General features: G+C 42.1%; 39 protein-coding genes and 1 pseudogene. 6 read left to right on the forward strand and 34 right to left on the reverse strand.

Annotation, left to right across the window (positions count from 1 at the left end; genetic code table 11):
• Nucleotides 1-561: 561 nt before the first annotated feature.
• The 31 genes and pseudogenes from infA to NQ550_RS15325 form a co-directional block, all read right to left on the reverse strand.
• On the reverse strand, nucleotides 562-780 hold the full coding sequence (gene infA / locus NQ550_RS15175) for a translation initiation factor IF-1 (RefSeq protein ID WP_005428560.1): 219 nt from the start codon (nucleotides 778-780) through the stop codon (nucleotides 562-564).
• A 25-nt stretch (nucleotides 781-805) separates the two neighbouring features.
• Nucleotides 806-1,561 (reverse strand): type I methionyl aminopeptidase, encoded by a 756-nt coding sequence (gene map / locus NQ550_RS15180; protein WP_008707279.1) that lies wholly within the window; start codon nucleotides 1,559-1,561, stop codon nucleotides 806-808.
• 32 nt (nucleotides 1,562-1,593) lie between these two features.
• Complete coding sequence (locus NQ550_RS15185) at nucleotides 1,594-2,238, reverse strand: adenylate kinase (RefSeq protein ID WP_008707277.1); 645 nt, start codon at nucleotides 2,236-2,238, stop codon at nucleotides 1,594-1,596.
• Nucleotides 2,239-2,307: 69 nt separating this feature from the next.
• Nucleotides 2,308-3,624 (reverse strand): preprotein translocase subunit SecY, encoded by a 1,317-nt coding sequence (gene secY / locus NQ550_RS15190; protein WP_025579622.1) that lies wholly within the window; start codon nucleotides 3,622-3,624, stop codon nucleotides 2,308-2,310.
• Complete coding sequence (rplO, locus tag NQ550_RS15195) at nucleotides 3,624-4,064, reverse strand: 50S ribosomal protein L15 (protein WP_008707274.1); 441 nt, start codon at nucleotides 4,062-4,064, stop codon at nucleotides 3,624-3,626. Before rplO ends, secY begins: the two co-directional genes overlap by 1 nt.
• 143 nt (nucleotides 4,065-4,207) lie before the next feature.
• Nucleotides 4,208-4,390, reverse strand: coding sequence for a 50S ribosomal protein L30 (rpmD, locus tag NQ550_RS15200; RefSeq protein ID WP_008707273.1), 183 nt, complete (start codon nucleotides 4,388-4,390; stop codon nucleotides 4,208-4,210).
• Nucleotides 4,391-4,405: 15 nt separating this feature from the next.
• Nucleotides 4,406-4,915 carry a 30S ribosomal protein S5 gene (gene rpsE / locus NQ550_RS15205; RefSeq protein ID WP_008707272.1) on the reverse strand — a complete coding sequence of 170 codons (510 nt, stop codon included), beginning with the start codon at nucleotides 4,913-4,915 and terminating at the stop codon, nucleotides 4,406-4,408.
• Nucleotides 4,916-4,933: 18 nt separating this feature from the next.
• Entirely contained in the window at nucleotides 4,934-5,302 is a 369-nt protein-coding gene (gene rplR / locus NQ550_RS15210; RefSeq protein ID WP_008707271.1) for a 50S ribosomal protein L18, read from the reverse strand.
• A 17-nt stretch (nucleotides 5,303-5,319) separates the two neighbouring features.
• Complete coding sequence (gene rplF / locus NQ550_RS15215) at nucleotides 5,320-5,859, reverse strand: 50S ribosomal protein L6 (protein ID WP_025579624.1); 540 nt, start codon at nucleotides 5,857-5,859, stop codon at nucleotides 5,320-5,322.
• Between the two features lie 88 nt (nucleotides 5,860-5,947).
• Nucleotides 5,948-6,349 carry a 30S ribosomal protein S8 gene (rpsH, locus tag NQ550_RS15220; protein ID WP_008707269.1) on the reverse strand — a complete coding sequence of 134 codons (402 nt, stop codon included), beginning with the start codon at nucleotides 6,347-6,349 and terminating at the stop codon, nucleotides 5,948-5,950.
• 143 nt (nucleotides 6,350-6,492) lie between these two features.
• A complete protein-coding gene (locus NQ550_RS15225) occupies nucleotides 6,493-6,678 on the reverse strand; it encodes a type Z 30S ribosomal protein S14 (protein ID WP_008707268.1) in 186 nt (61 codons plus the stop codon).
• 15 nt (nucleotides 6,679-6,693) lie between these two features.
• Complete coding sequence (rplE, locus tag NQ550_RS15230) at nucleotides 6,694-7,233, reverse strand: 50S ribosomal protein L5 (RefSeq protein WP_008707267.1); 540 nt, start codon at nucleotides 7,231-7,233, stop codon at nucleotides 6,694-6,696.
• Nucleotides 7,234-7,254: 21 nt separating this feature from the next.
• Complete coding sequence (gene rplX / locus NQ550_RS15235) at nucleotides 7,255-7,566, reverse strand: 50S ribosomal protein L24 (protein WP_008707266.1); 312 nt, start codon at nucleotides 7,564-7,566, stop codon at nucleotides 7,255-7,257.
• An 11-nt stretch (nucleotides 7,567-7,577) separates the two neighbouring features.
• A complete protein-coding gene (gene rplN, locus NQ550_RS15240; RefSeq protein ID WP_008707265.1) occupies nucleotides 7,578-7,946 on the reverse strand; it encodes a 50S ribosomal protein L14 in 369 nt (122 codons plus the stop codon).
• 13 nt (nucleotides 7,947-7,959) lie between these two features.
• Complete coding sequence (gene rpsQ, locus NQ550_RS15245) at nucleotides 7,960-8,214, reverse strand: 30S ribosomal protein S17 (protein ID WP_008707264.1); 255 nt, start codon at nucleotides 8,212-8,214, stop codon at nucleotides 7,960-7,962.
• Nucleotides 8,215-8,229: 15 nt separating this feature from the next.
• Nucleotides 8,230-8,439 (reverse strand): 50S ribosomal protein L29, encoded by a 210-nt coding sequence (rpmC, locus tag NQ550_RS15250; RefSeq protein ID WP_020994114.1) that lies wholly within the window; start codon nucleotides 8,437-8,439, stop codon nucleotides 8,230-8,232.
• Nucleotides 8,429-8,866 carry a 50S ribosomal protein L16 gene (gene rplP, locus NQ550_RS15255; protein WP_008707261.1) on the reverse strand — a complete coding sequence of 146 codons (438 nt, stop codon included), beginning with the start codon at nucleotides 8,864-8,866 and terminating at the stop codon, nucleotides 8,429-8,431. The genes rpmC and rplP overlap by 11 nt, the downstream gene beginning before the upstream one ends.
• The gene (gene rpsC, locus NQ550_RS15260; protein WP_008707259.1) at nucleotides 8,866-9,522 is read right to left on the reverse strand and encodes a 30S ribosomal protein S3; all 657 of its coding nucleotides are present in this window, start codon (nucleotides 9,520-9,522) and stop codon (nucleotides 8,866-8,868) included. The genes rplP and rpsC overlap by 1 nt, the downstream gene beginning before the upstream one ends.
• Before the next feature lie 11 nt (nucleotides 9,523-9,533).
• A complete protein-coding gene (gene rplV / locus NQ550_RS15265) occupies nucleotides 9,534-9,923 on the reverse strand; it encodes a 50S ribosomal protein L22 (protein WP_008707257.1) in 390 nt (129 codons plus the stop codon).
• 88 nt (nucleotides 9,924-10,011) lie between these two features.
• Nucleotides 10,012-10,293 carry a 30S ribosomal protein S19 gene (gene rpsS / locus NQ550_RS15270; protein ID WP_008707255.1) on the reverse strand — a complete coding sequence of 94 codons (282 nt, stop codon included), beginning with the start codon at nucleotides 10,291-10,293 and terminating at the stop codon, nucleotides 10,012-10,014.
• A gap of 15 nt (nucleotides 10,294-10,308) precedes the next feature.
• The gene (gene rplB, locus NQ550_RS15275; RefSeq protein WP_025579627.1) at nucleotides 10,309-11,154 is read right to left on the reverse strand and encodes a 50S ribosomal protein L2; all 846 of its coding nucleotides are present in this window, start codon (nucleotides 11,152-11,154) and stop codon (nucleotides 10,309-10,311) included.
• A 123-nt stretch (nucleotides 11,155-11,277) separates the two neighbouring features.
• Nucleotides 11,278-11,577, reverse strand: a complete 300-nt coding sequence (gene rplW / locus NQ550_RS15280) for a 50S ribosomal protein L23 (RefSeq protein WP_008707251.1) — start codon at nucleotides 11,575-11,577, stop codon at nucleotides 11,278-11,280.
• Nucleotides 11,577-12,197 (reverse strand): 50S ribosomal protein L4, encoded by a 621-nt coding sequence (rplD, locus tag NQ550_RS15285; RefSeq protein ID WP_008707249.1) that lies wholly within the window; start codon nucleotides 12,195-12,197, stop codon nucleotides 11,577-11,579. The genes rplW and rplD overlap by 1 nt, the downstream gene beginning before the upstream one ends.
• Nucleotides 12,198-12,218: 21 nt before the next feature.
• Nucleotides 12,219-12,851 carry a 50S ribosomal protein L3 gene (gene rplC / locus NQ550_RS15290; RefSeq protein ID WP_008707247.1) on the reverse strand — a complete coding sequence of 211 codons (633 nt, stop codon included), beginning with the start codon at nucleotides 12,849-12,851 and terminating at the stop codon, nucleotides 12,219-12,221.
• Between the two features lie 96 nt (nucleotides 12,852-12,947).
• A complete protein-coding gene (gene rpsJ / locus NQ550_RS15295; protein WP_008707245.1) occupies nucleotides 12,948-13,265 on the reverse strand; it encodes a 30S ribosomal protein S10 in 318 nt (105 codons plus the stop codon).
• Between the two features lie 564 nt (nucleotides 13,266-13,829).
• Nucleotides 13,830-14,975, reverse strand: a complete 1,146-nt coding sequence (locus tag NQ550_RS15300) for a hypothetical protein (protein ID WP_008707244.1) — start codon at nucleotides 14,973-14,975, stop codon at nucleotides 13,830-13,832.
• A 207-nt stretch (nucleotides 14,976-15,182) separates the two neighbouring features.
• Complete coding sequence (locus tag NQ550_RS15305) at nucleotides 15,183-15,437, reverse strand: HPr family phosphocarrier protein (protein ID WP_008707243.1); 255 nt, start codon at nucleotides 15,435-15,437, stop codon at nucleotides 15,183-15,185.
• Nucleotides 15,434-16,393, reverse strand: a complete 960-nt coding sequence (whiA, locus tag NQ550_RS15310; protein WP_025579631.1) for a DNA-binding protein WhiA — start codon at nucleotides 16,391-16,393, stop codon at nucleotides 15,434-15,436. Before whiA ends, NQ550_RS15305 begins: the two co-directional genes overlap by 4 nt.
• Nucleotides 16,394-16,403: 10 nt before the next feature.
• A complete protein-coding gene (gene rapZ, locus NQ550_RS15315; protein WP_025579633.1) occupies nucleotides 16,404-17,291 on the reverse strand; it encodes an RNase adapter RapZ in 888 nt (295 codons plus the stop codon).
• Nucleotides 17,292-17,376: 85 nt separating this feature from the next.
• Complete coding sequence (gene murB / locus NQ550_RS15320) at nucleotides 17,377-18,297, reverse strand: UDP-N-acetylmuramate dehydrogenase (protein ID WP_044996597.1); 921 nt, start codon at nucleotides 18,295-18,297, stop codon at nucleotides 17,377-17,379.
• A gap of 111 nt (nucleotides 18,298-18,408) precedes the next feature.
• Nucleotides 18,409-19,173 (reverse strand): annotated as a pseudogene (locus NQ550_RS15325) (IS5 family transposase).
• 816 nt (nucleotides 19,174-19,989) lie between these two features.
• On the opposite strand from NQ550_RS15325, the gene NQ550_RS15330 reads away from it, so the two are divergent.
• The 6 genes from NQ550_RS15330 to NQ550_RS15355 all read left to right on the forward strand — a co-directional run bounded on the left by NQ550_RS15330 (nucleotide 19,990) and on the right by NQ550_RS15355 (nucleotide 23,717).
• Nucleotides 19,990-20,409, forward strand: coding sequence for a stage V sporulation protein AB (locus tag NQ550_RS15330; RefSeq protein ID WP_008707239.1), 420 nt, complete (start codon nucleotides 19,990-19,992; stop codon nucleotides 20,407-20,409).
• 117 nt (nucleotides 20,410-20,526) lie between these two features.
• The gene (locus NQ550_RS15335; protein ID WP_022381085.1) at nucleotides 20,527-20,991 is read left to right on the forward strand and encodes a SpoVA/SpoVAEb family sporulation membrane protein; all 465 of its coding nucleotides are present in this window, start codon (nucleotides 20,527-20,529) and stop codon (nucleotides 20,989-20,991) included.
• Between the two features lie 69 nt (nucleotides 20,992-21,060).
• Nucleotides 21,061-22,143, forward strand: a complete 1,083-nt coding sequence (locus NQ550_RS15340) for a stage V sporulation protein AD (protein WP_022381086.1) — start codon at nucleotides 21,061-21,063, stop codon at nucleotides 22,141-22,143.
• Between the two features lie 30 nt (nucleotides 22,144-22,173).
• Nucleotides 22,174-22,530, forward strand: coding sequence for a SpoVA/SpoVAEb family sporulation membrane protein (locus NQ550_RS15345; RefSeq protein WP_025579954.1), 357 nt, complete (start codon nucleotides 22,174-22,176; stop codon nucleotides 22,528-22,530).
• Between the two features lie 6 nt (nucleotides 22,531-22,536).
• Complete coding sequence (locus NQ550_RS15350) at nucleotides 22,537-23,151, forward strand: stage V sporulation protein AA (protein ID WP_022381087.1); 615 nt, start codon at nucleotides 22,537-22,539, stop codon at nucleotides 23,149-23,151.
• A gap of 68 nt (nucleotides 23,152-23,219) precedes the next feature.
• A complete protein-coding gene (locus NQ550_RS15355) occupies nucleotides 23,220-23,717 on the forward strand; it encodes a QueT transporter family protein (protein ID WP_022381088.1) in 498 nt (165 codons plus the stop codon).
• Nucleotides 23,718-23,888: 171 nt separating this feature from the next.
• Here the strand turns inward: NQ550_RS15355 and NQ550_RS15360 are convergent, their stop codons facing one another.
• The 3 genes from NQ550_RS15360 to NQ550_RS15370 are packed head-to-tail and all read right to left on the reverse strand — an operon-like array spanning nucleotide 23,889 to nucleotide 25,370.
• Complete coding sequence (locus NQ550_RS15360; RefSeq protein WP_008707232.1) at nucleotides 23,889-24,602, reverse strand: SigF/SigG family RNA polymerase sporulation sigma factor; 714 nt, start codon at nucleotides 24,600-24,602, stop codon at nucleotides 23,889-23,891.
• Between the two features lie 2 nt (nucleotides 24,603-24,604).
• Nucleotides 24,605-25,030, reverse strand: coding sequence for an anti-sigma F factor (gene spoIIAB / locus NQ550_RS15365; protein WP_020994121.1), 426 nt, complete (start codon nucleotides 25,028-25,030; stop codon nucleotides 24,605-24,607).
• Between the two features lie 22 nt (nucleotides 25,031-25,052).
• A complete protein-coding gene (locus tag NQ550_RS15370; RefSeq protein ID WP_306441450.1) occupies nucleotides 25,053-25,370 on the reverse strand; it encodes an STAS domain-containing protein in 318 nt (105 codons plus the stop codon).
• Nucleotides 25,371-25,482 lie beyond the last annotated feature (112 nt).

A 25,482-nucleotide genomic window follows, 5' to 3' on the forward strand; every position in this document is an offset into this window, starting at 1 on the left:
TCACGCGTTCGGCTTATATACTATCACACCAAAATATAAAATGCAAGCACTTTTTTGAATAAAATCACATTTTTTCATTTTCTCCCCCATTCCCGCCTAATCATCCATCTATAAAAACTAGTACATCGTTTTCGAAATAACTATACCACTCACTTGTCTGCGAATCCGATTGCACAGGTCTAAAAGCCTCAGCGTAGCTAGTTTTAATATCTATTCTGGAGCATGTTTGAAAAATCACAGCTAAACCTTCCCACTGCCAACACACAGCGTATAAAAATAATTCATTTCATGTGCATTTGCAGGCATCTTAGATATTCTTAGGCGAAAAAAATCTGCGTTATGAGCCGACTGCCTCACTGTCTGAGCGAAGTTTGCAACGGAGCGAGTTTGATAAGGCGGCTCATGCCTTTAGCAGATTTTTTTCACCTTAGAATATCTTAGATGCCGAAACCGCACATGAAATGAATTATTTTTATATGCGTCCCTTCTGGCACAAAAAAAGAGAACCAGATCCCTCCAGCTCTCTTTCTCATCACTGCACCAACTGCAGTCCAATATTTCTTACTTATCTCTCCAGATAATCCTGCCCTTAGACAGATCATACGGAGACAGTTCAATCGTAACTTTATCTCCAGGAAGAATACGAATAAAATTCATACGTAACTTACCACTGATATGTGCAAGCACCACATGTTTGTTCTCCAGTTCCACTTTAAACATCGCATTAGGCAGCTTTTCCAGAACAGTGCCTTCCACTTCGATTACATCTGCTTTTGACATTTTAAACCTCCTGTATGTCGTCCAATTATTTCGTAAGAGTCAGAATCTCCGGATCTCCGTCTGTAATAAGAATCGTATTCTCATAATGAGCAGAAAGAGAACCATCCATAGTTACAACAGTCCACTCATCATCCAGCCATGCCACATCTGCACGTCCCAGATTGATCATAGGCTCTACAGCAAGTGTCATACCCGGCATCAGACGAACTCCTCTTCGCTTCTGCGGAAAATTCGGGATCTGCGGATCCTCATGAAGGTGAGTGCCGATTCCATGTCCAACCAGGTCGCGGACAATCCCATAATGATATTTGGCAGCATGAGCACCGATTGCCTTGGAAATATCATTCAGATGATTTCCCGCACGTGCGGCCTTGAGTCCCTCAAAGAAACACTCTCTGGTCACATCCATCAGCTTACGTGCCTGCGGTGAAACTTCACCGACAGCATAAGTCCTCGCTGCATCAGAATGATACCCCTTATAAATAAGACCGGCATCAATCTTTACAAGATCTCCCTCCTGAATGATCTTCTCTTCAGACGGGATCCCATGAACTACCTCATCATTCAGACTGATACAGAATGACGCCGGAAACCCTCCGTAGTTCAGGAAATTCGGGATGCATCCCAGATCACGTATCATCTGTTCTCCGATACGGTCAATCTCCTTTGTGCTCACTCCCGGTTTAATGTAAGGGATCAGACCATCATGCACTTTTTCAAGCAGATGACCTGCCTCCCTCATAAGTTCAATTTCATGTTCTGTCTTGATAGAAACCGACATTTTACCTCCAGATGGTGTTTAAAAACACCCAATTACTCTCCCAGGATGGCAACAATATCTGCAAATACTTCTTCAAGATCTTTTGTACCATCCACTGATTTTAAAATTCCCTCTTTAGTATAATAATCGATCAGCGGCTGTGTCTGCTCATGATATACGTTAAGACGTTTCTGAACTGTTTCAGGCTGGTCATCATCACGAAGCACCAGTTTCTCTCCACAGGTATCACAAACGCCCTCAACCTTCGGTGCTGCATGTACAACATGATAAGTAGCACCACATTTCAGGCAGGCACGTCTTCCGGACATACGGTTTACAATATTGGAATCCGGAACATCCACATCGATTGCATAATCAACTTTACTTCCCAGTTTGTTCAGAGCCTCTGTTAAGCACTCTGCCTGAGGAATTGTTCTTGGAAAACCATCCAGCACATAACCATTTGCTGCATCCGGCTGTTGTATTCTGTCCACAACCAGATCACAGGTCAGTTCATCAGGTACGAGAAGTCCCTGATCCATATAAGTTTTTGCTTTTTTACCCAGTTCTGTTCCATTTTTGATGTTTGCGCGGAAAATATCTCCGGTAGAAATATGCGGAATCTGATATTTCGCAGCAATTTTCTTCGCCTGAGTTCCTTTTCCTGCCCCCGGTGCACCCAACATAATGATTTTCATAAGTTATACCCTCCGTTTTCTTTTTTAGCAAATCAAGGCTGTGATGCCATGCACCACAACCTCTCATTTTTAATTGTTCAGAAAGCCTTTGTAATTACGTACGAGAAGCTGTGACTCAATCTGTTTCACAGTTTCGAGGATAACACCAACAATAATGATGATAGATGTACCACCGAATGAAACATTCGCTCCGAATACACCATTAAAGATGAACGGAATCACGCACACAATGATAAGACCTACTGCACCTATAAATATAATATAATTTAAGATATTAGTCAAATAGTCTGACGTAGGTTTTCCAGGACGAATACCCGGAATAAATCCACCCTGCTTTTTGATATTATCTGCAACTTCCAGAGGATTGAATGTAATGGAAGTGTAGAAATATGCAAAGAAAACACAAAGTACGATGTAAAGAATCAATCCCCATGTATACTGGAGCTGTTTCGGATTACACCAGTTATTGGAAGAAAGACCACGAATAATCTCACTTCCGATTCCTGTACCATTACCTTTTCCTGTTAACTGCGCAATGACAGCCGGGAAAGACATAATGGAGGATGCAAAGATTACCGGGATAACACCGGCGGTGTTAACCTTCAGCGGAATATTGGTGGACTGACCGCCCATCAGCTTTCTTCCAACCATTTTCTTGGAATACTGAACCGGAATTCTTCTCTCTGCTCCGTTAAGGATAAGTACCAGAACTACTACCAGAAGAATAACGGCTGCAATGATCAGTCCTGCAAGAGTACCCTTTGCAATTGTTTTTCCTTTAATAAAGTTCTCATACAGTAATGTCAGGTCGCTTGGTACTCTGGAAATGATATTAATGGTAAGTACGATGGAAATACCATTTCCAACGCCTTTTTCCGTAATACGCTCACCGAGCCACATCAGCATAGCTGAACCGGCTGTAAGGCAGGCAACAACTACAACACCTTTAAAGAAGTCCAGATTCGGAATCATACCCTGACGTCCGAATCCGATTGCCATTGCGATTGACTCAAATAAAGCAAGACCTACGGTCACATAACGTGTGATCGCAGTCATCTTCTTTCTTCCCTCTTCACCATCTCTCTGCATTTCTTCCAGTGCCGGAATTGCAATAGTAAGAAGCTGAATGATAATGGAAGATGTAATATATGGTGTGATGTTTAATGCGAAAATTGACATTCTTTCAAATGAACCACCGGTAAATGCATCAAAGAAATTGAATGCATCACCGGCATTGCTGCTGAACCACTGTTTGAAGAAATCACTGTCAACTCCCGGTACCGGAATCTGGCAGCCGATACGGATGATAAAAATCATCCATATCAGATACAACAGCTTGCGTCTCATTTCTTTCACTCTAAAAACATTTTTAAGAGTTTCAAACATTAGATCACCTCTACTGTACCACCAGCAGCTTCAATTTTTGATTTTGCAGTCTCGCTGACAGCATTTACTTTGACATTAAGTTTCTTTGTCAGCTCACCGTTTCCAAGAATTTTAACGCCATCAGCGATCTTGGAGATTGCACCGCTTGCAAGTAAGCTTTCTGCTGTAACTTCTGCACCATCTTCAAAACGGTTCAGTACGTCAACGTTGATTGCAATAATCTCTTTTGTATTTCTGTTTTTGAATCCTCTCTTAGGCAGACGTCTGTATAAAGGCATCTGACCACCTTCAAATCCCGGTTTCTTGTGACCGGAACGAGCTAACTGTCCTTTGTGTCCTTTACCGGCTGTTTTACCGTTTCCAGAACCATGTCCACGGCCTCTTCTGAAGTTATCGCTGTGCTTAGAACCTTCTGCTGGTCTTAAGTTTGATAATTCCATGTTGGCACCTCCTTATTATTATTTCAAATCTATAAGTTCAGATTGTATTGTGTCTGAATATGTTTCTGTATGCTCCTGCCATTCTCTGCGAATAACAGGTTCATATCAGATCCATATCAGAATTCTCTCTGGTTAAATCGCAATTAAGCTTCTTCAACCTTTACCAGGTGCTGTACCTGCTGAATCATTCCTCTTGTTGCTGCGTTATCCGGCATTTCAACTGTTTTGTGCATTTTTGTAAGACCCATAGCTGCAACAGTTTTTTTGTGTTTCGGAACTGCACCAATAGGAGATTTTACTAATGTAACTTTTAATGTGTTTGCCATTTTTGTATTTCCTCCTTAAGCCAGAATCTCATCAACAGATTTTCCGCGAAGTCTAGCAACTTCTTCCGGAGTTTTTAACTGTCTTAAGCCTTCGATTGTTGCAAGAACAACGTTCTGTTTGTTTCTGGATCCCATACATTTTGTACGGATGTTTTTGATACCAGCTAACTCGATTACCGCACGGGCAGGACCGCCGGCGATAACTCCAGTACCTTCCGGAGCTCTCTTCAGAAGCATTTCAGCGCTTCCGTATTTTCCAACGAAGTCATGTGTAATAGAGTTGTTTTCGTCTCTTGCTACTGTTACTAATTTCTTAATAGCATCCTCTTTTCCTTTGCGGATCGCTTCAGGAATTTCGGCTGCTTTACCTAAACCTGCACCAACGTGTCCGTTGCCGTCACCTACAACAACTAAAGCTGTGAAACGGAAGTTACGACCACCTTTAACAACCTTGGTAACACGCTTGATTGATACTACTTTATCTTCTAATTCTAACTGACTAGCATCAATAAGATTACGTTTCATGTGTTTCGCTCCTCCTTATTAGAATTTCAGCCCAGCTTCTCTTGCTGCGTCTGCCAGTGCTTTAACTTTACCGTGGTAGATATAGCCTCCTCTGTCGAAAACAACGCTTTCGATGCCAGCTTCAACAGCTTTCTTACCAATAACGGTTCCTAAATGTGCAGCAGCTGCTACATCATCAGTGTTCTCTAACTCAGCTCTTACTTCTTTCTGAAGAGTAGAAGCAGATACTAAAGTTTTTCCTACAGTGTCATCAATGATCTGAGCATAAATATGCTTGTTGGAACGAAATACTGCTAAACGTGGTGTTGTTGCAGTTCCGTTTAAATGATGACGTAATCTTCTATGCTTATTCTCACGAATTTTCGCTCTAGATGCCTTATTTACCATTTTCTCACCCTCCTGAATTATTTCTTACCAGTCTTACCAACTTTACGTCTGATAACTTCATCAACATACTTAATACCTTTACCTTTGTATGGCTCAGGTCTTCTCTTGTCTCTGATCTCAGCTGCAAACTGGCCGACTTTTTCTTTGCTGATACCGGATACGATAATCTTGTTACCATCTACTTTGGTTTCGATTCCGTCTGGATCTTCCATTTCTACCGGATGAGAATATCCAAGGCTAAGCACAAGCTTTTTGCCCTGTTTTGCTGCTTTATAACCTACACCGTTAACTTCAAGCTCTTTTGTATAGCCTTCGCTTACACCAACAACCATGTTGTGGATCAAGCTTCTTGTTAAACCGTGAAGAGATTTCATTTTCTTTAAGTCGTTTGGTCTGGATACTACTACATGACCATCTTCAACTTTGATTTCCATTTCTGTAGGAAGTGCTCTTTCGAGAGTTCCTTTTGGTCCTTTTACAGTTACTACGTTGCCTTCAGCGACAGTTACTTCTACGCCTGCAGGAATAGCAACCGGAAGTCTACCAATTCGTGACATATGTTTGTCCTCCTTACTTAGATTATCGGAGAGGATGTTTCATCCTCTCTGTTTTCAGTTTGTTCTCTATAAAAAATCTTGGTTCAAATTACCAAACGAATGCTAATACTTCGCCGCCAACCTGAAGTTTACGAGCTTCTTTATCAGTAATAACACCTTTGTTTGTAGAAAGAATTGCGATTCCAAGTCCACCAAGAACTTTTGGAAGCTGATCCTTACCTGCGTAGATACGAAGACCAGGTTTGGAGATTCTCTTTAAACCAGTGATGATTTTTTCGTTTTTGTCTTCACCGTATTTCAGTGTGATATGAAGAGTTTTAACAACTCCGTCTTCAACTAAATCATATTTTGCAATATATCCTTCATCAACAAGGATGTTAGCAATTGCAGTTTTCATTTTGGATGCCGGAACATCTACTGTGTCATGTTTTGCAGTGTTTGCGTTACGGATTCTTGTAAGCATATCTGCGATTGGATCGCTCATTGTCATGTTAGTTTCCTCCTGTTATTCAGACTTTACATGTGCATATATATTAATTGTTTACATTGTTACCTGTTTTATCATAAATCTCGTTTGGACATATGATCGGACTGATAAATCAGCCGATCGTTTATTTTATTTAAATCCGGTTCCTACCAGGAAGCCTTCTTAACACCCGGGATCTGTCCCTTGTAAGCTAATTCACGGAAGCAGATTCTGCAGATTCCGTACTTTCTTAAAACAGAATGTGGACGTCCACAAATATTGCAACGTGTATATTCTCTTGTGGAGAATTTCTGTTTACGCTGCTGTTTGATTTTCATTGCTGTTTTAGCCATGAATCGTTCCTCCTATTATTTTGCAAACGGCATATTGAATAATGTCAGTAATTCACGAGCTTCTTCATCAGTCTTAGCTGTAGTAACGAAGATGATGTCCATACCTCTTACTTTGTCAACTTTGTCATATTCAACTTCCGGGAAGATCAGCTGCTCTTTGATACCCAGAGCGTAGTTTCCACGACCATCGAATGCGTTCGGGTTAACACCACGGAAGTCACGTACACGAGGAAGTGCAAGGTTGATCAGACGATCAGCGAACTCGTACATTTTTTCTCCTCTTAATGTAACTTTACAACCGATCGGCATACCCTCTCTGATTTTAAAGTTAGCGACAGATTTTTTAGCTTTAGTAGCGATTGCTTTCTGTCCTGTGATAAGTTCCATATCTGCGATTGCAGCATCAAGAAGCTTAGCGTTTTCTTTGGCTTCACCAACACCCATATTGATTACGATCTTGTCGAGTTTTGGCACTTCCATAACATTTTTGTATCCAAATTTTTTGGTCATGGCATCCATGATCTCATTTTTGTACATTTCTTTTAATCTACTCACTTGTCATGCCTCCTCTCTTAATTAATCGATAACCTTACCGGTCTTTTTAGCAACGCGGACTTTTTTGTCGCCGTCCATCTGGAATCCTACTCTTGTAGCCTGTCCATCAACAACCAGCATAACGTTGGAGATGTGCAGTGGAGCTTCTTTTGTAATGATTCCGCCCTGCTGATTTGCAGCAGATGGTTTGCTGTGTTTTGTAACTTTGTTGATATTCTCAACAACAACGGTATTGTCTTTTGCGTTAACTGCAAGGACTTTACCCTCTTTGCCATTATCTTTACCAGCGATAACTTTTACAGTATCACCTTTTTTAATTTTCATAGCTGACATTAGGCACCCTCCTATAATACTTCCGGAGCTAAGGAAACGATCTTCATGAATTTCTTTTCACGAAGCTCTCTGGCAACTGGTCCAAAGATACGTGTTCCTCTCGGAGTTAAGTCGTCTTTAATGATTACGGCAGCATTTTCATCGAAACGGATGTAAGATCCGTCTTTACGACGAGCGCCTTTTTTAGTTCTAACTACAACAGCTTTTACAACGTCACCTTTTTTAACAACGCCGCCTGGTGTTGCATCTTTAACAGTAGCAACGATTGTATCGCCAATGCTTGCATATCTTCTTGTAGAGCCGCCCATAACACGAATACAAAGGATTTCTTTTGCACCAGTGTTGTCGGCAACTTTCAGTCTAGTTTCCTGCTGGATCATACTGGTTTCCTCCTTATTTAACTTTCTCTACGATTTCAACCAGTCTCCATCTTTTATCCTTGGATAACGGTCTGGTTTCCATAACTTTTACGGTATCACCGATATTGCACTCATTGTTTTCGTCATGAGCTTTTAATTTATATGTTCTCTTCACGATCTTTTTGTAAAGAGGATGTTTTACATGGTCTTCAATAGCAACTACAATGGTCTTGTCCATCTTATTGCTGACAACCTTACCCACGCGGGTTTTTCTCAGATTTCTTTCCACGATAGTTTCCTCCTATTATTTGGAAGCGTTAGCCTGCTCAGTAATTACTGTCTGGATTCTTGCAATGTTCTTGCGAACCTCTTTAATGCGGCTTGTATTCTCTAATTGATTAGTTGCATTCTGAAATCTCAGATTGAAAAGTTCTTTTTTAGCAGCTACTAATTCTTCATTTAATTCTGCAGCTGATTTTGCCTTTAAATCTTCCACGAATTTATTAATTTTCACTGTTATCACCGCCTTCTAAGTCTGCACGAGAAACGATTTTACATTTACATGGTAACTTGTGCATCGCAAGACGTAATGCTTCACGAGCGATTTCCTCGGAAACGCCTGCGATTTCGAACATTACACGTCCTGGCTTAACAACTGCTACCCAGTATTCGAGAGCACCTTTTCCGGAACCCATTCGTGTTTCTGCTGGTTTCGCTGTTACTGGTTTATCTGGGAAAATCTTGATCCAAACCTGACCACCACGTTTGATATAACGAGTCATAGCAACACGGGCTGCTTCGATCTGGTTGGAACGGATCCAACACGGTTCGGTTGCAACAAGTCCGAATTCACCATAATTGATCTTATTACCTCTAAGGGCTTTTCCTCTCATGGAGCCACGGAATTGTTTACGACGTTTTACTCTTTTTGGCATTAACATTATTTATCGCTCCCTTCCTTAGTTCCTTTTGTTGGAAGTACTTCGCCATTGTAGACCCAAGCTTTTACGCCAACTTTGCCGTATGTTGTGTCTGCTTCTGCGAATCCATAGTCAATATCTGCACGAAGTGTCTGAAGCGGAATAGTTCCTTCGCTGTAGAACTCTGTACGAGCCATATCAGCACCGCCAAGACGTCCGGATACGGATGTTTTGATACCTTTAGCTCCGGCCTTCATTGTTCTCTGCATTGTAGATTTCATAGCACGTCTGAAAGAGATACGGTTCTCAAGCTGAAGTGCGATATTCTCTGCTACTAACTGAGCGTCTTTGTCTGGTCTCTTTACTTCTTTGATATCTACGATAAGTTTCTTGTCTGTGAATTTCTTTAATTCAGCTTTAACTTTTTCGATCTCAGCTCCGCCTTTACCGATTACGATACCAGGTTTAGCTGTGTAGATGATGATCTTAACTCTGTCAGATGCTCTCTCGATCTCGATCTTGGAAACACCTGCGCTGTATAATTTCTTTTTAAGGAATGTTCTGATGTTGTAGTCTTCTACCAGGTAATCAGCGAAGTCTGCATCAGCATACCATCTTGAATCCCAATCCTTGATAACACCGACTCTAAGGCCATGTGGGTTAACTTTCTGTCCCATGCTTTTCCTCCTTATCTTTCATCCAGCACGATGGTGATATGGCTTGTTCTCTTCTCGATTCTGTAAGCTCTACCCTGTGCTCTTGGCTGAATTCTCTTCATTGTAGGTCCTTTATCTGCATAGCAGGCTGCAACGTAGAGGTTGTCTGCATTCATTCCGTTGTTGTTTTCAGCATTTGCAATTGCTGACTCAAGAAGTTTCTTGATAACGCTGGAAGCGTATCTTGGGTTGTATGTTAAGATACCAAGTGCTGTCTGCACATCTTTACCGCGGATTACATCTAACACGTAGCAGGCTTTCTGAACAGAAATTCTTGCATAAGATAATTTTGCAGACGGTCTTGTCTCTCTATTACTCTCATTTCTGGCTCTTTTTATCTGGCTTCTATGTCCCTTTGCCATTTTAAAGTGCCTCCTTTCCTCTTTCTCTCAATATCAGGTTAACCTGTCCGCTGTCTTGTAGGCAGCAGACAGAATATAAAGTCAAATACTAGCGAACACCGGATTTCTTTTCGTCTTTTCCGTGTCCTCTGTAAGTTCTGGTTGCAACGAACTCACCGAGTTTGTGGCCAACCATATCTTCTGTTACATATACCGGCACGTGTTTTCTTCCGTCATGGACAGCGATTGTGTGTCCTACGAAGGACGGGAAGATTGTAGAACGGCGTGACCAGGTTTTGATAACGGATTTGTCATTTGCAGCGTTTAATGCGTCTACTTTTTTAAGTAAGCTGGCATCTGCAAAAGGTCCTTTTTTCAGTGAACGAGACATGCTTAATCCTCCTTATTATTTCGATAATGCTTTTCCATCGCGTCTTCTTACGATGAGCTTGTTGGACGGTTTGTTTTTCTTTCTTGTCTTCAGACCAAGAGCAGGTTTTCCCCATGGAGTACATGGACCTGGACGACCGATACCGGTCTTTCCTTCACCACCACCATGTGGATGGTCATTCGGGTTCATTACGGAACCACGAACAGTAGGTCTGATACCCATGTTACGTTTACGTCCGGCTTTACCGATGTTAATCAGGTTGTGATCTCCGTTTCCGACAACGCCTACAGATGCGCGGCATACGATCGGAACCATTCTCATTTCACCAGATGGCAGACGCAGTGTTGCGTATTTGCCTTCTTTAGCCATTAACTGAGCGCCGTTTCCAGCAGAACGAACCATCTGTCCGCCCTTTCCAGGATGAAGCTCAATGTTGTGTACCATAGTACCAACCGGGATAAGCTCTAATGGTAAGCAGTTACCAACACGAACTTCTGCATCAGCTCCGTTCATGATTTTCTGACCTACTTTTAAGCCTTCCGGTGCGAGGATATATGCTTTCTCGCCATCTACATAAGAGATTAAAGCGATGTTTGCTGTTCTGTTTGGATCATACTCGATGGAAACTACTGTTGCAGGGATTCCATCTTTTCTTCTCTTGAAGTCGATGATTCTGTATTTTCTTCTGCTTCCGCCTCCGCGGTGTCTAACTGTAATCTTACCCTGGTTGTTACGTCCAGCGTTTTTCTTTAAAGACACGGTAAGAGATTTCTCTGGTGTAGATTTTGTAATCTCTGAGAAATCGGAACCAGTCATATGTCTTCTAGACGGTGTATATGGGTTATAACTTTTGATTCCCATTTTTGTTCTCCTTTCAAATTTGTCCTCACGCTTTTGAATGCGTATACTCGCGATAATCAGAGTGCCGAAGATTCATAAGAAGCAAAGCTTCCGAAGTGGCACTCGTACCGCATGGGCTATCAATTAAAGTCCTTCGAAGATTTCGATATCTTTGCTGTCTTCTGTCAGAGCTACGATAGCTTTTTTGGTTTTAGCAGTTGTTCCAACTGTCATACCACGGCGTTTTTTCTTTCCATCCATATTCATGGTGTTAACGCTCTTTACTTTTGTTCCTTCGAACATTTTCTCTACAGCTTCTTTAATCTGAGATTTGTTTGCTTCCGGATGAACTAAGAAAGTGTATTTCTTTTCAGCCATTGCATTCATAGATTTTTCTGTAATCACTGGTTTCTTGATTACGTCATAGTACTTGATATCAGCCATTATGCATATACCTCCTCGATGGATGCTACAGCATCTTTGGTTACGATTACGGTGTTGTGGTTCATAACATCGTATACGTTGATAGTACTTGGAGTTGCAGTCTGAACATCAGTGATGTTTCTTGCGGAAAGGATTACGTTCTTGTCATCTGTTGCTGTGATAACCAGAGCTTTCTCAGCTTTCAGGTTTGTAAGAACTTTCTGCATTTCCTTTGTCTTAACATCTGCTAATGTAAGAGCATCAACAACTACTAATTTATTGTCCTGAACTTTGGAAGTCAGAGCAGATTTTAAAGCAGCTCTTCTTTCTTTCTTGTTCATTTTTACTTCATAATCTCTTGGTACCGGAGCGAATACAACACCGCCGCCAGTCCACTGTGGTGCACGGATGGAACCCTGTCTAGCATGACCTGTTCCTTTCTGTCTCCACGGTTTTCTTCCGCCGCCGCTTACTTCAGAACGTGTTTTAGCTTTCTGAGTACCCTGGCGATTATTTGCAAGCTGACGAACAACAGCAAGGTGAACAAGATGCTCATTGACTTCTACGCCGAATACTGCATCATTCAGTTCCATTGTTCCAACTTCGTTGCCTTCCATATTATAAACAGTTACGTTTGCCATTTGTGTGCTCCTCCTTTCTTATTATAAGGACTTTACTGTCTCTTTGATAGTAACCAAAGATTTCTTAGGTCCTGGAACAGCACCTTTAACTAACAGTAAGTTATTTTCTGTATCTACGCGTACGATCTCAAGGTTCTGTACAGTAACCTGAACATTTCCCATATGACCTGGCATGTGTTTTCCTTTGAATACCTTGCTCGGATCAGAACAAGCACCATTGGAACCTGCATGACGGTGATATTTGGAACCGTGAGCCATAGGTCCTCTTGACTGACCATGTCTCTTGATCGCACCCTGGAAACCTTTACCTTTGGAAACAGCTGTTGCATCAATGTGATCGCCGTCTGCAAAGATATCAGCTTTAATTTCCTGTCCTACTGTATATTCAGCAGCGTTATCAAATCTGAACTCTTTAACGAATCTCTTTACTGCAACGCCAGCTTTGTCAAAGTGTCCTTTTTCCGGTTTGTTAACAAGGCTTTCTCTGATGTCTCCGAATCCAACCTGAACTGCTTCGTATCCATCGTTCTCTTCTGTCTTAACCTGAGTTACGACACAAGGACCAGCCTGTAAAACTGTTACCGGAATCAACTGGCCGTCTTCATTGAAGATCTGAGTCATTCCGACTTTAGTAGCTAAAATAGCTTTCTTCATTCTTTCTTCCTCCTTATAGCGGATTACCGATTACCGGCAATCATATAGTAAATAGCTTAATGCTTATAGCATTATCAAATTGGGGTTGATGACTAATTATTTAGTCTTCATCTTGATATCGATGTTAACACCTGCTGGCATTTCCAGTCTTGACAGAGCATCTACTGTCTTCTGTGTTGGTGTAAGGATATCGATCAGTCTCTTATGAGTTCTCTGTTCGAACTGTTCTCTGGAATCTTTGTATTTATGAACGGCTCTTAAGATTGTAACAACCTCTTTCTTAGTTGGAAGTGGAACCGGTCCGCTTACCATTGCTCCGTTCTTTTTAACAGTCTCGATGATTTTTGCTGCTGATGCATCTACTAACTGATGATCATAAGCCTTTAATGTGATTCTCATTACCTGATTTGCCATAAAAAAAGTCTCCTCCTATTCGTACTTTTCAAGCAGTACGACAAGCGGCGACTGTACACATCTCCGTGTGTGTCTTTCGATTTTTTACCACACACGCCATCCCTGGATGGTCTTCTGAACTTGTACAGTGACTTGTCGTCAGTTTTCAAACTTGACATTCGCTCCACGGAAAACCTGCCATCTCTGTGGCAGCAACCTCGCGCTTCATTGCTATCAATGTCACAACAATTGAGAGTATACACGACCTCTCAGAAAAATGCAAGTGTTTTTTTCACTTTTTTTGATATTTTTTTGTACTTGATTCCGTACAATTTTTTATTGAATTTGGGCTTGTATGTCGAAACAAAAAAGAATCAATTTGTGTCGACACACTAGTGGCTTTATTATATAGAAACATTACGGAATAGTGAACGACAAGGCCGATATCTGCAGGTCTGCTGACGCAGGACTTCACGATATGATGGAGATCGGATTGTCTGCAGTAAAAAGAACGTGTTCCTTCTATATTATATATATAGGAAGAAACACGTTCTTTTCATCGTCATATTTTTTCAATCTCTTATTTTATTCTTCAGCAGTCTGTTTCTGCGGATAGACCGGCTTCTCATCCGCAATGATATCGGAATAATCAAATAATGTAACCTTTGTAACATCGTCTCTCACAATATCCGGCGCATCGCCCTGACTTCTGGCTGTCTCGGCAATCTGTGCTGCCGACCATGTCGGAATTACCATACGCCTGATTTCTTCCTGTGCGTTTCCTTCTGTTTCCTCTGCTTCTACCGGTTTTCTGTCCGAAGCATTCATCATCTGTTTCAGCTGCTCTTTTACCTGGGGCACAATCACTTCTGTCTTTCCGGAAACAGGCTCCATATGTATATCACCTGCATCCGGTTTCGTCTGTACAGATTCTTCCTGCTTTACCGGTACATCCGCCGTAGCTGCTGCAATCTCTTTTCTGAGAAGTTCATGGGCTTCGCTTGTCGCAGTCTGAATTGTTTCCGGCTGCGCAGGCTTCACAGGTTCCAACTCATCTTCATAGATTTCATCCACAAAACCGCCTGTTTTAATTTTCTTTCGTTCCGGAGCCTTTCCTTTCCTGCGTGCCCTTTCCTCTTTCTTAATCTGGCGTTCCTCTTCTTTATAACGCTTCTCTCTTGCCTTCTCTTCTCTCTTAAGTTCCTTCTTGCTCTTAACATATCCGGGTTCTGTATCTGTTTCATCATAATCATCCTGCGGTTCTTTTTTCAGAAGTTCCGCAACTATATACAGAATTACCAGGAAAAGGACGGCAAGTCCGAGAATAATAAGTCCCTCTATGCTTTCTGTTGCAAGAAGGAGATATCCTGCATATCCTACTGTGATCACAACCTTCGGTATGTAATCCTTCACCTCAACGGCAACAGGTTCTGCATCTTTGTCACTGGAATCTATCACCTTAAAAATATGATTCTTTTTATCCATTTCCGTAATCATATAACGGTATGCTTTAGAATCAGTCTGATACAGAATAGAATCACCAACCGCTGCCTCTTTGATTTTTACCGGAATTGCATAAGTAACCGATCCCATGGGCAGATTCGTTTCTTTGCCGGAATCATCCATAATCTCTGTCGTAATTCCCAAAAACGGCGGAACTGCCAGCCCGACAACACAGACAATGGTGCATATCACTATAAAATGTACAATAAATTTCAGAAATTTTGACATTTGTTACGCTCCTCATTTCTACTCTTTTCGCTCATTATACCCTGTTTTATCTTTATGGTCAATCTAATGTTATTGTTATGGCAATGAAATTGATTGCTGTGTTACTGTTCACTTTGTTCACAGTAACATTGCTGTCGTATACACGACAAAACACATCCGAAAAGCGGTCTTCCCTTCCGGATGTGTTCTATCCTGAATACTATTTGATCACTGATTACTTAAGTACTGCTCAATACCTGCCATAGCAGCTTCCTCATCCTCACCATTTGCAGATAAAGTAATTTCTTCCCCTGCATCAAGCCCAAGCGTCATCATACCCATAATGCTCTTTGCATTCACGCGCTTCTTTCCAATCTCTACATAAATCTCACTGTTGAACTGACTAGCTACCTGTACCAACTGTGCCACCGGACGCGCTTCCAGACCTGTGGATAAATTGATGGTGATTGGTTTTTTGATCATAATAATTCTCCTCCTTGTTTCTCCCGCAGTTCGTCAGCCATTGCACTCAGCTTTCTCAGTCTGTGATTGACTCCCGATTTGCCCACCTGCGGGCTTAACATCATTCCTAATTCTTTTAGTGTAGCTTCCGGATACTGCATCCGAAGTTCAGCAACCTGTGCAAGTCCTTCATTAAGCTGCTCAAATCCTATTTTCTGCCGGACCAGCTTAATATCCTCCATCTGCTTGACGGCTGCATTTACGGTTTTATTAATATTCGCAGTTTCACAGTTTACTTTTCTGTTTACTGAATTTCTCATTTCCTTCAGTATGCGGATGTTCTCCAGGTCCATCAATGCCACATTAGCTTCCATAACAGCAAGCATGTCAACAATCTGCGCACCTTCTTTCACATAGACCACATGTGATTTCTTACGCTGTACGATTTTGGCATCTACCGAAAAACTGCGGATGATCGTCTGTAGCTGCTCTGCTCTTTTTGCATCAGAACATACAATCTCAAAATGATACCCCTTCTCAGGATCACTGATTGAACCGGATGCTAAAAAAGCTCCCCTGATAAACGCCCGTTTGCAGCAATTCTGCTGTACCACCAGCATATCCGACAATACAAGCGTACCCTGGTCGATACTGTTCGTGACAAGCCGCAGTGCCTGAAAAATTACCTGGATTTCTTCGGGATCAGTTATTTCTATTGTATATACCTTCACCCGTTTCAGGTGACTGTTCTCACGTACAAATATCTTTGTTTCTATATTAAATGTTTTTTGCAATAATGTAAAGCACTTTCTTGCAACTGCTTCATTTTCCGTCTGGATTTTCAGTTTACTGTCCCCTGAAAAACATTCCATTTTCCCACAGGAACATAAAATCGCAGCCAATTCTGCCATTTTGCAATGTCTGGCCAATCCAATCTGTCTGGAAAGTTCTTCCTTCACCATCCCTGAAAAAGACATCTCTCCTTTATCATCCTTCCTGTTTTCTGACCAGTCGGTCTTTCTGTGCATCTCTGTGTTCCAGCCTGAATCCGTATTTTGTATTTCCAGACAATCTGGAATAAAGTTCTCTTGCCAGCGTGACGGAACGATGCTTGCCGCCTGTACATCCAATTGCGATCACCAGATTTGTCTTTCCCTCTTTCACATAATTCGGAATAAGGAAATTGATCATATCTTCCAGTTTATCCGCAAATGCCCTGGCTATATCACAATCCATTACATAATTAAAAACCCTGTCATCCAGCCCTGTCAGCGGTCTGAGTTCGTCCACATAGTATGGATTCGGCAGGAAACGCACGTCAAACACGAGATCCGCATCTGCCGGTATTCCATATTTAAATCCAAATGACAGTACAGAAATCATCATATTGCAGAAATCCTGATTATCTACAAATATCCTGTCGATCTCCTGTTTCAGTTCTCTTGTCAGAAGATTGCTGGTATCAATGATATAATCCGCACGCTCTTTCAGAAAACGCATCTTCTCTCTTTCCATCCGGATTCCATCATCCACTCTTCCCCCCATTGCAAGAGGATGACTTCTGCGGGTTTCTTTATAACGTTTGACCAGAACACTGTCCTGCGCATCCAGAAACAGGATTTCAAAATCATACCCTGCCTTTTTCATTCTGTCCAGTACAATCTCCAGCTCATCCAGAGAACGCCCGCTTCTTGCATCGATCCCCAGTGCAACATTCTGCACATCTTCTCCATGTATCTCAGGCATCAGTGATGCAAATTTCTCCAGTAAAGGGATCGGCAGATTGTCTACACAAAAATACTTCGCATCCTCCAGCATTTTCAATGCAGATGTTTTTCCTGCTCCCGATACTCCTGTAACTATTACAAAACGCATTTTCTATCTCCCGTCACTTCTTAATCTCATCTGTTGCTCATTGGTCTTTGCACTCTGTTCACAGTACTTTTTCGATTCAGTCAGATCAAAACTTCCCAAGGAATTTCACTTCCGGTTCAAGAGTTACGCCAAACTGTTCTTTTACTTTATCCTGTACATCTCTGAGCAGTCTGCACACATCTGCTGCAGTTGCATTATCTTTATTGATCACAAACCCACAGTGCTTCTCGGAAACCTGTGCACCGCCTGTCTGATATCCTCTCAGCCCTGCATCCATGATCAGCTTTCCGGCAAAATACCCTTCAGGACGTTTGAATGTGCTTCCCGCACTTGGAAATTCAAGAGGCTGTTTGCTTACTCTCTGTTCTGTCAGTTCTTTCATTCTTGCTTTTATGGCTTCCTGATTCCCCTGTTCAAGAACGATCACTGCGCTCAACACCAGATATCCTTTTGTTTTCACAAGACTTGTGCGATATCCCATTTCCAGCTTCTCTGCCGGAAGTACGAGAATTTCTCCTGCAGCTGTCATAACAGTTACTTCTTTCAGCACATCTTTCATTTCACCGCCATAGGCACCTGCATTCATGACAACTGCACCGCCTAATGTGCCGGGAATTCCTCCGGCGAACTCAAATCCTGTCAGCGACGCATTTTTGGCTGCCACCGCGATCTGTGACAGCAGAGCTCCTGCTGTTGCATGGATTTCATTTCCTTTTACTGTAATATCACCATAATTTCTGTAAAGCTGAATAATGACACCCCTGTATCCTTCATCGCTTACCAGAAGATTACTTCCATTTCCAAGAATGAAATATGGCAGTTCTTCATTTTTGCATATCTTCAGAATCCCGCTCAGTTCTTCCTCAGAAGACGGAAGCAAAAAGTAATCTGCCGGACCGCCAATCCGAAATGTGGTATGACGTTTCATGGGTTCATCCACTTTTACTTTCTCTTCTCCCAGCAGATCATTAAATTTCTCTATTATATTCTGATTCACAGATTTCATTCCTCAATCTTTCTATATTTATTATAATTTATTATGTTTCTTTTGACGTTTTCATTCTGTCGAATTTTCCGATCAGTTCCTAGAGCGTGTCTGAAAAACATTTTAAATTGTTTATTTTAACCAAATTAATATTGAGGCGATACAAATAAATCCCAAGTAGGTTGCAGCTAATTTGTCATAACGTGTAGCGATTCGTCGGAATGCTTTTAATTTCAGAAAATACTTTTCTACTAAATGGCGTTCTTTGTATAACCACCAATCACAATGACGTTCAAATTTAGCTCCCTTTCGGGATGGAATGGTTGGCTCTCCACCGCGTGCGTACACATAATCAAGCAATTTATTACTGTCATATCCTCGGTCAGCTAACACATTGCTTCCGTTTATTTCAATTTGATCGAGCAAAGGGATTGCATAATTGATATCATTACGCTGTCCCTCACTGATCATTAAATAAACTGGATATCCATAGGCATCTACTACCGCATGGATTTTGGTCTTGGCTCCTCCACGACTATGCCCGATTTCATTTGAAGGCCCCCTTTTTTTGCACCGGCACTATCTTTGGTGCGCCTGGATAATAGAAGCATCAATGGATAATTCTTCCAATTCTGCTTCAAGACTTAAAATACGGAAAATATTATCAAGGATACCATCATCGATCCATTTTCGGAATCGGCTATAGACAGTTTTCCATGAACCATAACGTTCAGGAAGATCGCGCCAAGGTGCCCCACTACGTGCAAGCCATACAATTCCATTCATAATGATACGATTGTCTTTCCTTGGACGTCCTTGTTTTCCAGTATTTTCAGGAGGTAATAAAGGTTCAATGCGAAGCCATTCTTCATCAGTCAACTCATATCGTCTCAACATAGTGAACACCCCTTTTTCTTTATTTTATCATGAAAAAGGGAAATAAAACATGCGTTTTGTGCAATTTTTATTTTTCAGACACGCTCTAGTGTGCCAACAAGTTGATTTCTCGAACAATCTTGCGTCTAAATTTCTTATTTCCGCGTTGTCGTCGGTCGCCGTAGCCACCGCTACGCCTCCTTCCTCCGCCTTGAAATAAGAAAATTTATCCTGCAAGATTGTTTCAAGAATCAACTTGTCGGCACACTAGTACATCGTTTCGTAAATAACTATACCAATCGCGTAGGATGCGGATTCGAGTGTGCTGGTATAAAAACGCAGGCGTAGCGGGCTACGCTGAGGCTTTTAGACCTGTGCAATCGGATTCGCAGACAAGTGAGTGGTATAGTTATTTCGAAAACGATGTACTAGAGTGTCAGATAATACAGTCATTATACTGTTACTGTTCACTCCGTTCTCAGTAACTTAGCCAAAATTCATTCCAGATTGCCTGCGGCAATAGAATTTTGGCTTGTATGTCTCAGAATTTTGGCACATTCATGCAAAAATACCTCGCGGGATAGCGGTGTGTGAACAGTAACATTATACTATCTCTCTCTCCAAAAGTACAGTTATTCATACACTCTTTTGCTGCCGGATATATTACCAGGGTTACTGTTCACTCTGTTCTCAGCAACAAATGAATGACAGTGTATATATTTTTATATTTCTGCCATAATACATATCACAGATATATCTGTCCGGTGCTTCACAATAACAGACTGCCGGACAGTTACCCGGAAACTTCTTTTGTTGTCGGCAGGATCGGAGGCACTTATGTTAGAGCAGATTTTTCTCGGATTTACAGGACTATGTTCCGGTTTTATTATTGCCGGAGGACTAACCGGTCTTATGATCGGCCTTTCTATTATTCCCAGATATGCAGGAATTACCCACACAGCAGATCATATATTGCTGTACGAAGACATCACATTCTGGGGAACCGAACTTGGAAACCTGTTCTTTCTTTTTCACTGGAATATCCGGTTCGGCACCCCGTTTCTGATTCTGTACGGGCTCTTTTCAGGGATTTTCCTTGGTGGATGGATCATGGCCCTGGCAGAGATGGCAGATATTTTCCCTATCTTTGCCAGAAGAAGCAGATTCCAGAGAGGTCTTTCTTTTACAATCCTGTGCATAGCCGCCGGCAAAACTGTCGGGGCACTGATTTACTATTATAACGGATGGCTGCCATAATTTCCAGCTAATCTTTAACATCAGTGCCAAAAAAGCAGCAATCGATTACTCTTTACTCCGTTCTCAGTAACCTAGTGTGCCAAAATTTCGGATTTTCAATCAGAAAGGTTTTATATTATGTCAGACAATAATCTCAGTCAGAAAAAACAGAAACAATATGAAGAATACGTAAAAGCAGTCACTCCTGTCCACAGCCTGCCACTGAATATGTGCAAAGCATTTTTCACAGGCGGAGTCATCTGTGTTGTTGGACAGGTCATCTTAAATTACGCAGATAACCTTGGGCTGGACAAAGATACCGCCGGCTCCTGGTGTTCCCTTATCCTGATCCTTTTCAGTGTGATCCTCACAGGATGTAATCTTTATTCCAAAATCGGCAGATTCGGCGGTGCCGGAAGCCTTGTCCCGATCACCGGTTTTGCCAATTCCGTAGCTTCCTCTGCGATCGAATATAAGGCAGAAGGACAGGTATTCGGCATCGGATGCAAAATATTTACGATCGCAGGACCCGTAATTCTTTATGGAATCCTGAGTTCATGGATTCTCGGTGTGATTTATTATCTTTTTACAATGATCCCGTAACTATTCAGCATCCATATCCTGAGAGGTGTTTTTGCATAAGAATCATACAATTATACAAGGAGGTTTCCTATGAACAGACAAATGACCTGCGGTACATCCAGCATTTCATTTCAGAATCCTGTCTTTATCCAGAGCTGTGCTTCTGTTGTCAGCCGGAAAGAAGGAGAAGGGCCATTGGGCGCATACTTTGATACCATATGTGAAGATCCCATGTTTGGAACAGATACCTGGGAAGCTGCAGAAAGCACTCTGCAAAAACAGGCCGCTCTGCTGGCAATCAAAAAAAACGGCCTCACCTGTTCCGATATACAGCTTCTTTTTGCAGGCGACCTGCTGGCTCAGACATCAGCCTCTTCTTTCGGAACCGCTGATCTGAAAATTCCTTTTTACGGTCTTTTCGGAGCATGCTCCACTATGGGAGAGTCTCTTTCCCTTGGTTCAATGTGTATCGACGGCGGGTACGGAAAATATATCCTCTGCGCAACTTCCAGCCACTTTGCCAGCGCAGAAAAAGAATTTCGTTTTCCCCTGGGATATGGAAATCAAAGGCCCTTATCTGCTACCTGGACAGTCACCGGTGCCGGAGCCTGTATACTTGGATATGAACCGCCACCACGCCCGGACAACAAAACACTAAACACACTCCGTAACCGCAATATCTGTGCAGTTATAACAGGAATCACCACCGGAAGACTGATTGACTTTGGATTTAGGGATTCCCTCAATATGGGAGCTTGCATGGCTCCTGCTGCCTGCGACACCATAGCCCGAAATCTTCAGGATTTTCACCGAAAACCATCCGATTATGATGCCATCTTCACCGGTGACCTGGGCATGGTAGGACAGACAATCCTGTTCGACCTTCTCACAGAAAAAGGATTTGATATCTCATCTGTCCATCAGGACTGCGGTATGCTGATCTATGATCCTCAGACTCAGGATACACATTCCGGCGGCAGTGGATGTGGATGTGCCGCCTCTGTTCTGGCAGGCTATATTCTTCCGGGTATTATACAAAAAAAATGGAAAAGGATTCTCTTTGTTCCCACAGGTGCCCTTCTGTCAAAGGTAAGCTTCAACGAGGGGGATCCAATTCCCGGTATCGCACACGCTGTTGTAATAGAACAGTACAGGGTTCCGGATATGATGTAGATACAGAAATTTTTTCAGGAGGAAAAATACATGGACTATTTTAATGCATTCTGGACAGGCGGACTGATCTGTGCCCTGGTACAGATTCTTCTGGACAGGACAAAGCTTATGCCCGGACGGATCATGGTACTTCTGGTATGTACAGGCTCTGTTTTAAGCGCTGTCGGAATCTATCAGCCATTTGCAGAATTTGCCGGAGCAGGCGCTTCTGTTCCCCTGCTTGGTTTTGGCAATATCCTGTGGAAAGGAATGAAAGAATCCATTGACAAAAACGGACTGATCGGACTCTTTATGGGAGGCTTTACCGCCTGCGCGGTGGGAGTCTCCGCAGCTTTGATCTTCTCTTATTTTGCAAGCCTGATCTTCAAGCCCAAAATGAAAGGATAACATACCATGAGTGATACTCTCTATTTACAGTTAGATCAGAATATCCAGATAAACCATCCACACATTTATCTTCAGGACATTGCAAAACTTTCCTGCAGCAACAGTAAAATTCTGAATCGGCTCCGGGTGATGCCGGTTATAAATCTTGACCCGGATAAACCAGGACGTTATGTAATGTCTGTTATGGATCTGATCTCCGAAATCAAAAAAAAAGAACCGGACCTTGAAATCAATAATATTGGAGAAGCCGACTTTATCATCACTTTTAAAAACAAACCCGGTTCCGGACTTGTCTGGCAGTGGTGCAAGATTATTTTCGTCGGTCTTGCCGCCTTTTTCGGTGCAGGTTTCTCTATCATGACATTTAATAACGATGTAGATGTCGGTGGTCTCTTCTCGCAGATCTATACCCAGGTCACAGGACAGACTTCCGGTCATTTTACTGTTCTTGAAATCACTTATTCCATAGGAATCGGACTTGGGGTACTTTTCTTCTTCAATCATTTCGGTCATATGAAAATAACAGATGATCCAACACCTATGCAGATACAGATGCGTCTGTACGAGGAAAATGTTAATAAAACTCTTATCAAAGACATTGACCGTACTTCCGAAAAGTGATATACTTCGATAGCCGAGTGTTCGAAACCTTCCACTCGTAAAACAAATACTAAAGGAGATAATCAAATATGAAAAACAAAGGTACTCAGTTTCTGGCAGAAGCAGCAGTGATCGGAGCTATTTATGTGGTTCTGACTCTTTTATTCGCACCACTCAGCTATGGCGAAATTCAGATTCGCTTTTCGGAAGCACTGACCATCCTGCCATTCTTTACACCGGCTGCGATTCCGGGGTTATTTGTGGGATGTATCATTGCCAATCTCTTTGGCGGTGCCATTCCTGTAGACATTATTTTCGGAAGCATCGCAACACTGATCGGAGCAGTATTTACTTACAGACTCCGCAGCTGCAACCGTTTTCTTGCGCCGATCCCGCCGATTGTTTCCAATGCAGTCATCGTGCCATTCGTACTTCACTTCGGATACGGAGTAAATCTTCCGATTCCGCTTATGATGCTTACCGTAGGTATCGGAGAAGTAGTTTCCTGTGGTGTAGTAGGACTGATTCTTCAGACAGCCCTTCTGAAATACAAAAATGTGATCTTCAGATCACAGAGAACTGTATAACTTACGATATATAACAATAAAGATATTATAGCAAAAAGAGTGTGCAATATTATAGTAATCCGCACACTCTTTTTGTTACTGTTCACTCCGTTCACAGTAACCTCTTTTTTATTTACCTCTTCAGAGAATACTCCACCTTCTACAAGCGGTGAGTTAATTACTCCCATCTGCTTATACCTGCTTTTTAAGTTCCTTCAGAATCCGCTTTTCCATCCTGGACACTTGGACCTGGGAAATTCCCATCTCTGCCGCAATCTCCGTCTGCGTCATATCCTTAAAATATCTCATACCGATCAGCTGACGTTCTCTTGCATCCAGTTTTTTCAGGATTTCATCCAGAAAAATCCTGTTCAGTGCTGCATCCTGTCCATTTTCTTTTTCCTGGAGCCTGTCCATAAGCGAAATATCATTTCCATCTCCCTGATAGATAATTTTGTGCAAAGATTCCACTTCAGCTCCTGATTCCATCGACATCACCACTTCATCTACTGAAAGTTCTGTCGCTTTCGCAACTTCCTCCAGTATCGGTTCACGTCCCAGTTCTTTTTCCAGTGCTTCTCTCGCAGAATAAATTCTGGCACAGTTCTCTTTCAGGTTTCTGCTCACCTTAAGCATCCCGTCATCCCTCAGATAGCGTCTGATTTCACCTATGATCATGGGAACAGCATAAGTTGAAAACTTCACATCGTACGAAATATCAAAACGATCTATGGCTTTCAGTAGCCCAATGCTTCCTATCTGCACGATATCTTCCATTTCCACACTGCGCCCGGCAAATCTTTTCGCCATGCTGTACACAAGTCCTGCGTTTTCTTTAAATACAGTATCTCTTGCTTCTTTATCCCCCTGTTGTGACTTCATGATCAGAGCAAGAGTATGGTCCATTCCTACCTCCCGATCGTCTTTTTCATATGGACAACTGTTCCATATCCCACCTGTGATTCTACTGTTACCTCATCCATAAACGCTTCCATAAATGTAAATCCCATCCCGGAACGATCCTTCTCCGGCTTTGTTGTAAAAAGAGGCTCCATAGCTTTTGCAACGTCTCTGATCCCCACTCCCTTATCGATCACATCAACCCATAATTTCTGCCCTTCCCTTCTGCAGAAAATCTCTATCTTCTGCACCTGGCCTTCATAAGCATGAATAATACAGTTTGTCACAGCCTCTGACACAGCAGTTTTCAGATCTGCCACTTCCTCCAGAGTAGGATTCAGCTGTGTGCAGAAAGCTGCCGCCGCAACTCTTGCCAGCCCCTCATTCTCAGGTCTGCTGTCAAAAATAATTTTCATTTCATTGGTATTTTCCATAATAGTTTTCTTCCCCCTCTCTTTAGACTTCCCCACAGATTTCGACAAATTTATATACCCCTGACAGATGCAGCAGCTTTTCAATATAGGAATTTACTCCTGTAGCCTGTATACAGTCACCGCGCATCCCCATCATCCGGTATCTCCCCATGATCAGCCCTATCCCTGAACTGTCCATAAACGCTGTTCCTGAAAAATCAAATGTGATCGTTCGTATATATTTTTTCCGTATAATATCATCTGAATCTCTGCGTATCTCGTCTGTCACCATATGATCTACCTCTTTCGGTAAATGAATGATCAGGGAATTTCCCTGTATTTCAAATCTGTTCTCCATCATATCCCTCCTCACTTTTTGTCAGACGAATGTTCGCAATCCACTTTGCAGTGTAGCTCTACATCAAATAACTGTTTATTGCTTTTCGCAGCCTTTTTCAGACACGCTCCAGGGA

This window comes from Blautia wexlerae DSM 19850 (assembly GCF_025148125.1).
GTDB lineage: Bacteria > Bacillota > Clostridia > Lachnospirales > Lachnospiraceae > Blautia_A > Blautia_A wexlerae.

What these genes read in the sequence shown, in the direction of transcription:
- secY (WP_025579622.1), bottom strand. Translation starts at nt 3,624, where the DNA reads ATGTTTGAAACTCTTAAAAATGTTTTTAGAGTGAAAGAAATGAGACGC.
- NQ550_RS15370 (WP_306441450.1), bottom strand. Translation starts at nt 25,370, where the DNA reads ATGATGGAGAACAGATTTGAAATACAGGGAAATTCCCTGATCATTCAT.
- rpsE (WP_008707272.1), bottom strand. Translation starts at nt 4,915, where the DNA reads ATGAAACGTAATCTTATTGATGCTAGTCAGTTAGAATTAGAAGATAAA.
- murB (WP_044996597.1), bottom strand. Translation starts at nt 18,297, where the DNA reads ATGAAATCTGTGAATCAGAATATAATAGAGAAATTTAATGATCTGCTG.
- NQ550_RS15330 (WP_008707239.1), top strand. Translation starts at nt 19,990, where the DNA reads ATGTTAGAGCAGATTTTTCTCGGATTTACAGGACTATGTTCCGGTTTT.
- NQ550_RS15360 (WP_008707232.1), bottom strand. Translation starts at nt 24,602, where the DNA reads ATGGACCATACTCTTGCTCTGATCATGAAGTCACAACAGGGGGATAAA.
- NQ550_RS15305 (WP_008707243.1), bottom strand. Translation starts at nt 15,437, where the DNA reads ATGATCAAAAAACCAATCACCATCAATTTATCCACAGGTCTGGAAGCG.
- infA (WP_005428560.1), bottom strand. Translation starts at nt 780, where the DNA reads ATGTCAAAAGCAGATGTAATCGAAGTGGAAGGCACTGTTCTGGAAAAG.
- rpmD (WP_008707273.1), bottom strand. Translation starts at nt 4,390, where the DNA reads ATGGCAAACACATTAAAAGTTACATTAGTAAAATCTCCTATTGGTGCA.
- NQ550_RS15335 (WP_022381085.1), top strand. Translation starts at nt 20,527, where the DNA reads ATGTCAGACAATAATCTCAGTCAGAAAAAACAGAAACAATATGAAGAA.
- map (WP_008707279.1), bottom strand. Translation starts at nt 1,561, where the DNA reads ATGTCGGTTTCTATCAAGACAGAACATGAAATTGAACTTATGAGGGAG.
- rplD (WP_008707249.1), bottom strand. Translation starts at nt 12,197, where the DNA reads ATGGCAAACGTAACTGTTTATAATATGGAAGGCAACGAAGTTGGAACA.
- rplC (WP_008707247.1), bottom strand. Translation starts at nt 12,851, where the DNA reads ATGAAGAAAGCTATTTTAGCTACTAAAGTCGGAATGACTCAGATCTTC.
- NQ550_RS15225 (WP_008707268.1), bottom strand. Translation starts at nt 6,678, where the DNA reads ATGGCTAAAACAGCAATGAAAATCAAACAGCAGCGTAAACAGAAATTC.
- rplR (WP_008707271.1), bottom strand. Translation starts at nt 5,302, where the DNA reads ATGGTAAATAAGGCATCTAGAGCGAAAATTCGTGAGAATAAGCATAGA.
- NQ550_RS15340 (WP_022381086.1), top strand. Translation starts at nt 21,061, where the DNA reads ATGAACAGACAAATGACCTGCGGTACATCCAGCATTTCATTTCAGAAT.
- NQ550_RS15350 (WP_022381087.1), top strand. Translation starts at nt 22,537, where the DNA reads ATGAGTGATACTCTCTATTTACAGTTAGATCAGAATATCCAGATAAAC.
- rpsH (WP_008707269.1), bottom strand. Translation starts at nt 6,349, where the DNA reads ATGACAATGAGCGATCCAATCGCAGATATGCTTACAAGAATCCGTAAC.
- rplF (WP_025579624.1), bottom strand. Translation starts at nt 5,859, where the DNA reads ATGTCACGAATTGGTAGACTTCCGGTTGCTATTCCTGCAGGCGTAGAA.
- NQ550_RS15185 (WP_008707277.1), bottom strand. Translation starts at nt 2,238, where the DNA reads ATGAAAATCATTATGTTGGGTGCACCGGGGGCAGGAAAAGGAACTCAG.
- rpsC (WP_008707259.1), bottom strand. Translation starts at nt 9,522, where the DNA reads ATGGGACAGAAAGTTAACCCACATGGCCTTAGAGTCGGTGTTATCAAG.
- rpsS (WP_008707255.1), bottom strand. Translation starts at nt 10,293, where the DNA reads ATGTCTCGTTCACTGAAAAAAGGACCTTTTGCAGATGCCAGCTTACTT.
- spoIIAB (WP_020994121.1), bottom strand. Translation starts at nt 25,030, where the DNA reads ATGGAAAATACCAATGAAATGAAAATTATTTTTGACAGCAGACCTGAG.
- rplP (WP_008707261.1), bottom strand. Translation starts at nt 8,866, where the DNA reads ATGTTAATGCCAAAAAGAGTAAAACGTCGTAAACAATTCCGTGGCTCC.
- rplB (WP_025579627.1), bottom strand. Translation starts at nt 11,154, where the DNA reads ATGGGAATCAAAAGTTATAACCCATATACACCGTCTAGAAGACATATG.
- rplX (WP_008707266.1), bottom strand. Translation starts at nt 7,566, where the DNA reads ATGTCAGCTATGAAAATTAAAAAAGGTGATACTGTAAAAGTTATCGCT.
- NQ550_RS15345 (WP_025579954.1), top strand. Translation starts at nt 22,174, where the DNA reads ATGGACTATTTTAATGCATTCTGGACAGGCGGACTGATCTGTGCCCTG.
- whiA (WP_025579631.1), bottom strand. Translation starts at nt 16,393, where the DNA reads ATGTCTTTTTCAGGGATGGTGAAGGAAGAACTTTCCAGACAGATTGGA.
- rplW (WP_008707251.1), bottom strand. Translation starts at nt 11,577, where the DNA reads ATGGCTGATATCAAGTACTATGACGTAATCAAGAAACCAGTGATTACA.
- rplV (WP_008707257.1), bottom strand. Translation starts at nt 9,923, where the DNA reads ATGGCAAAGGGACATAGAAGCCAGATAAAAAGAGCCAGAAATGAGAGT.
- NQ550_RS15300 (WP_008707244.1), bottom strand. Translation starts at nt 14,975, where the DNA reads ATGTCAAAATTTCTGAAATTTATTGTACATTTTATAGTGATATGCACC.
- rapZ (WP_025579633.1), bottom strand. Translation starts at nt 17,291, where the DNA reads ATGCGTTTTGTAATAGTTACAGGAGTATCGGGAGCAGGAAAAACATCT.
- rplN (WP_008707265.1), bottom strand. Translation starts at nt 7,946, where the DNA reads ATGATCCAGCAGGAAACTAGACTGAAAGTTGCCGACAACACTGGTGCA.
- rpsJ (WP_008707245.1), bottom strand. Translation starts at nt 13,265, where the DNA reads ATGGCAAATCAGGTAATGAGAATCACATTAAAGGCTTATGATCATCAG.
- NQ550_RS15355 (WP_022381088.1), top strand. Translation starts at nt 23,220, where the DNA reads ATGAAAAACAAAGGTACTCAGTTTCTGGCAGAAGCAGCAGTGATCGGA.
- rplO (WP_008707274.1), bottom strand. Translation starts at nt 4,064, where the DNA reads ATGGAATTATCAAACTTAAGACCAGCAGAAGGTTCTAAGCACAGCGAT.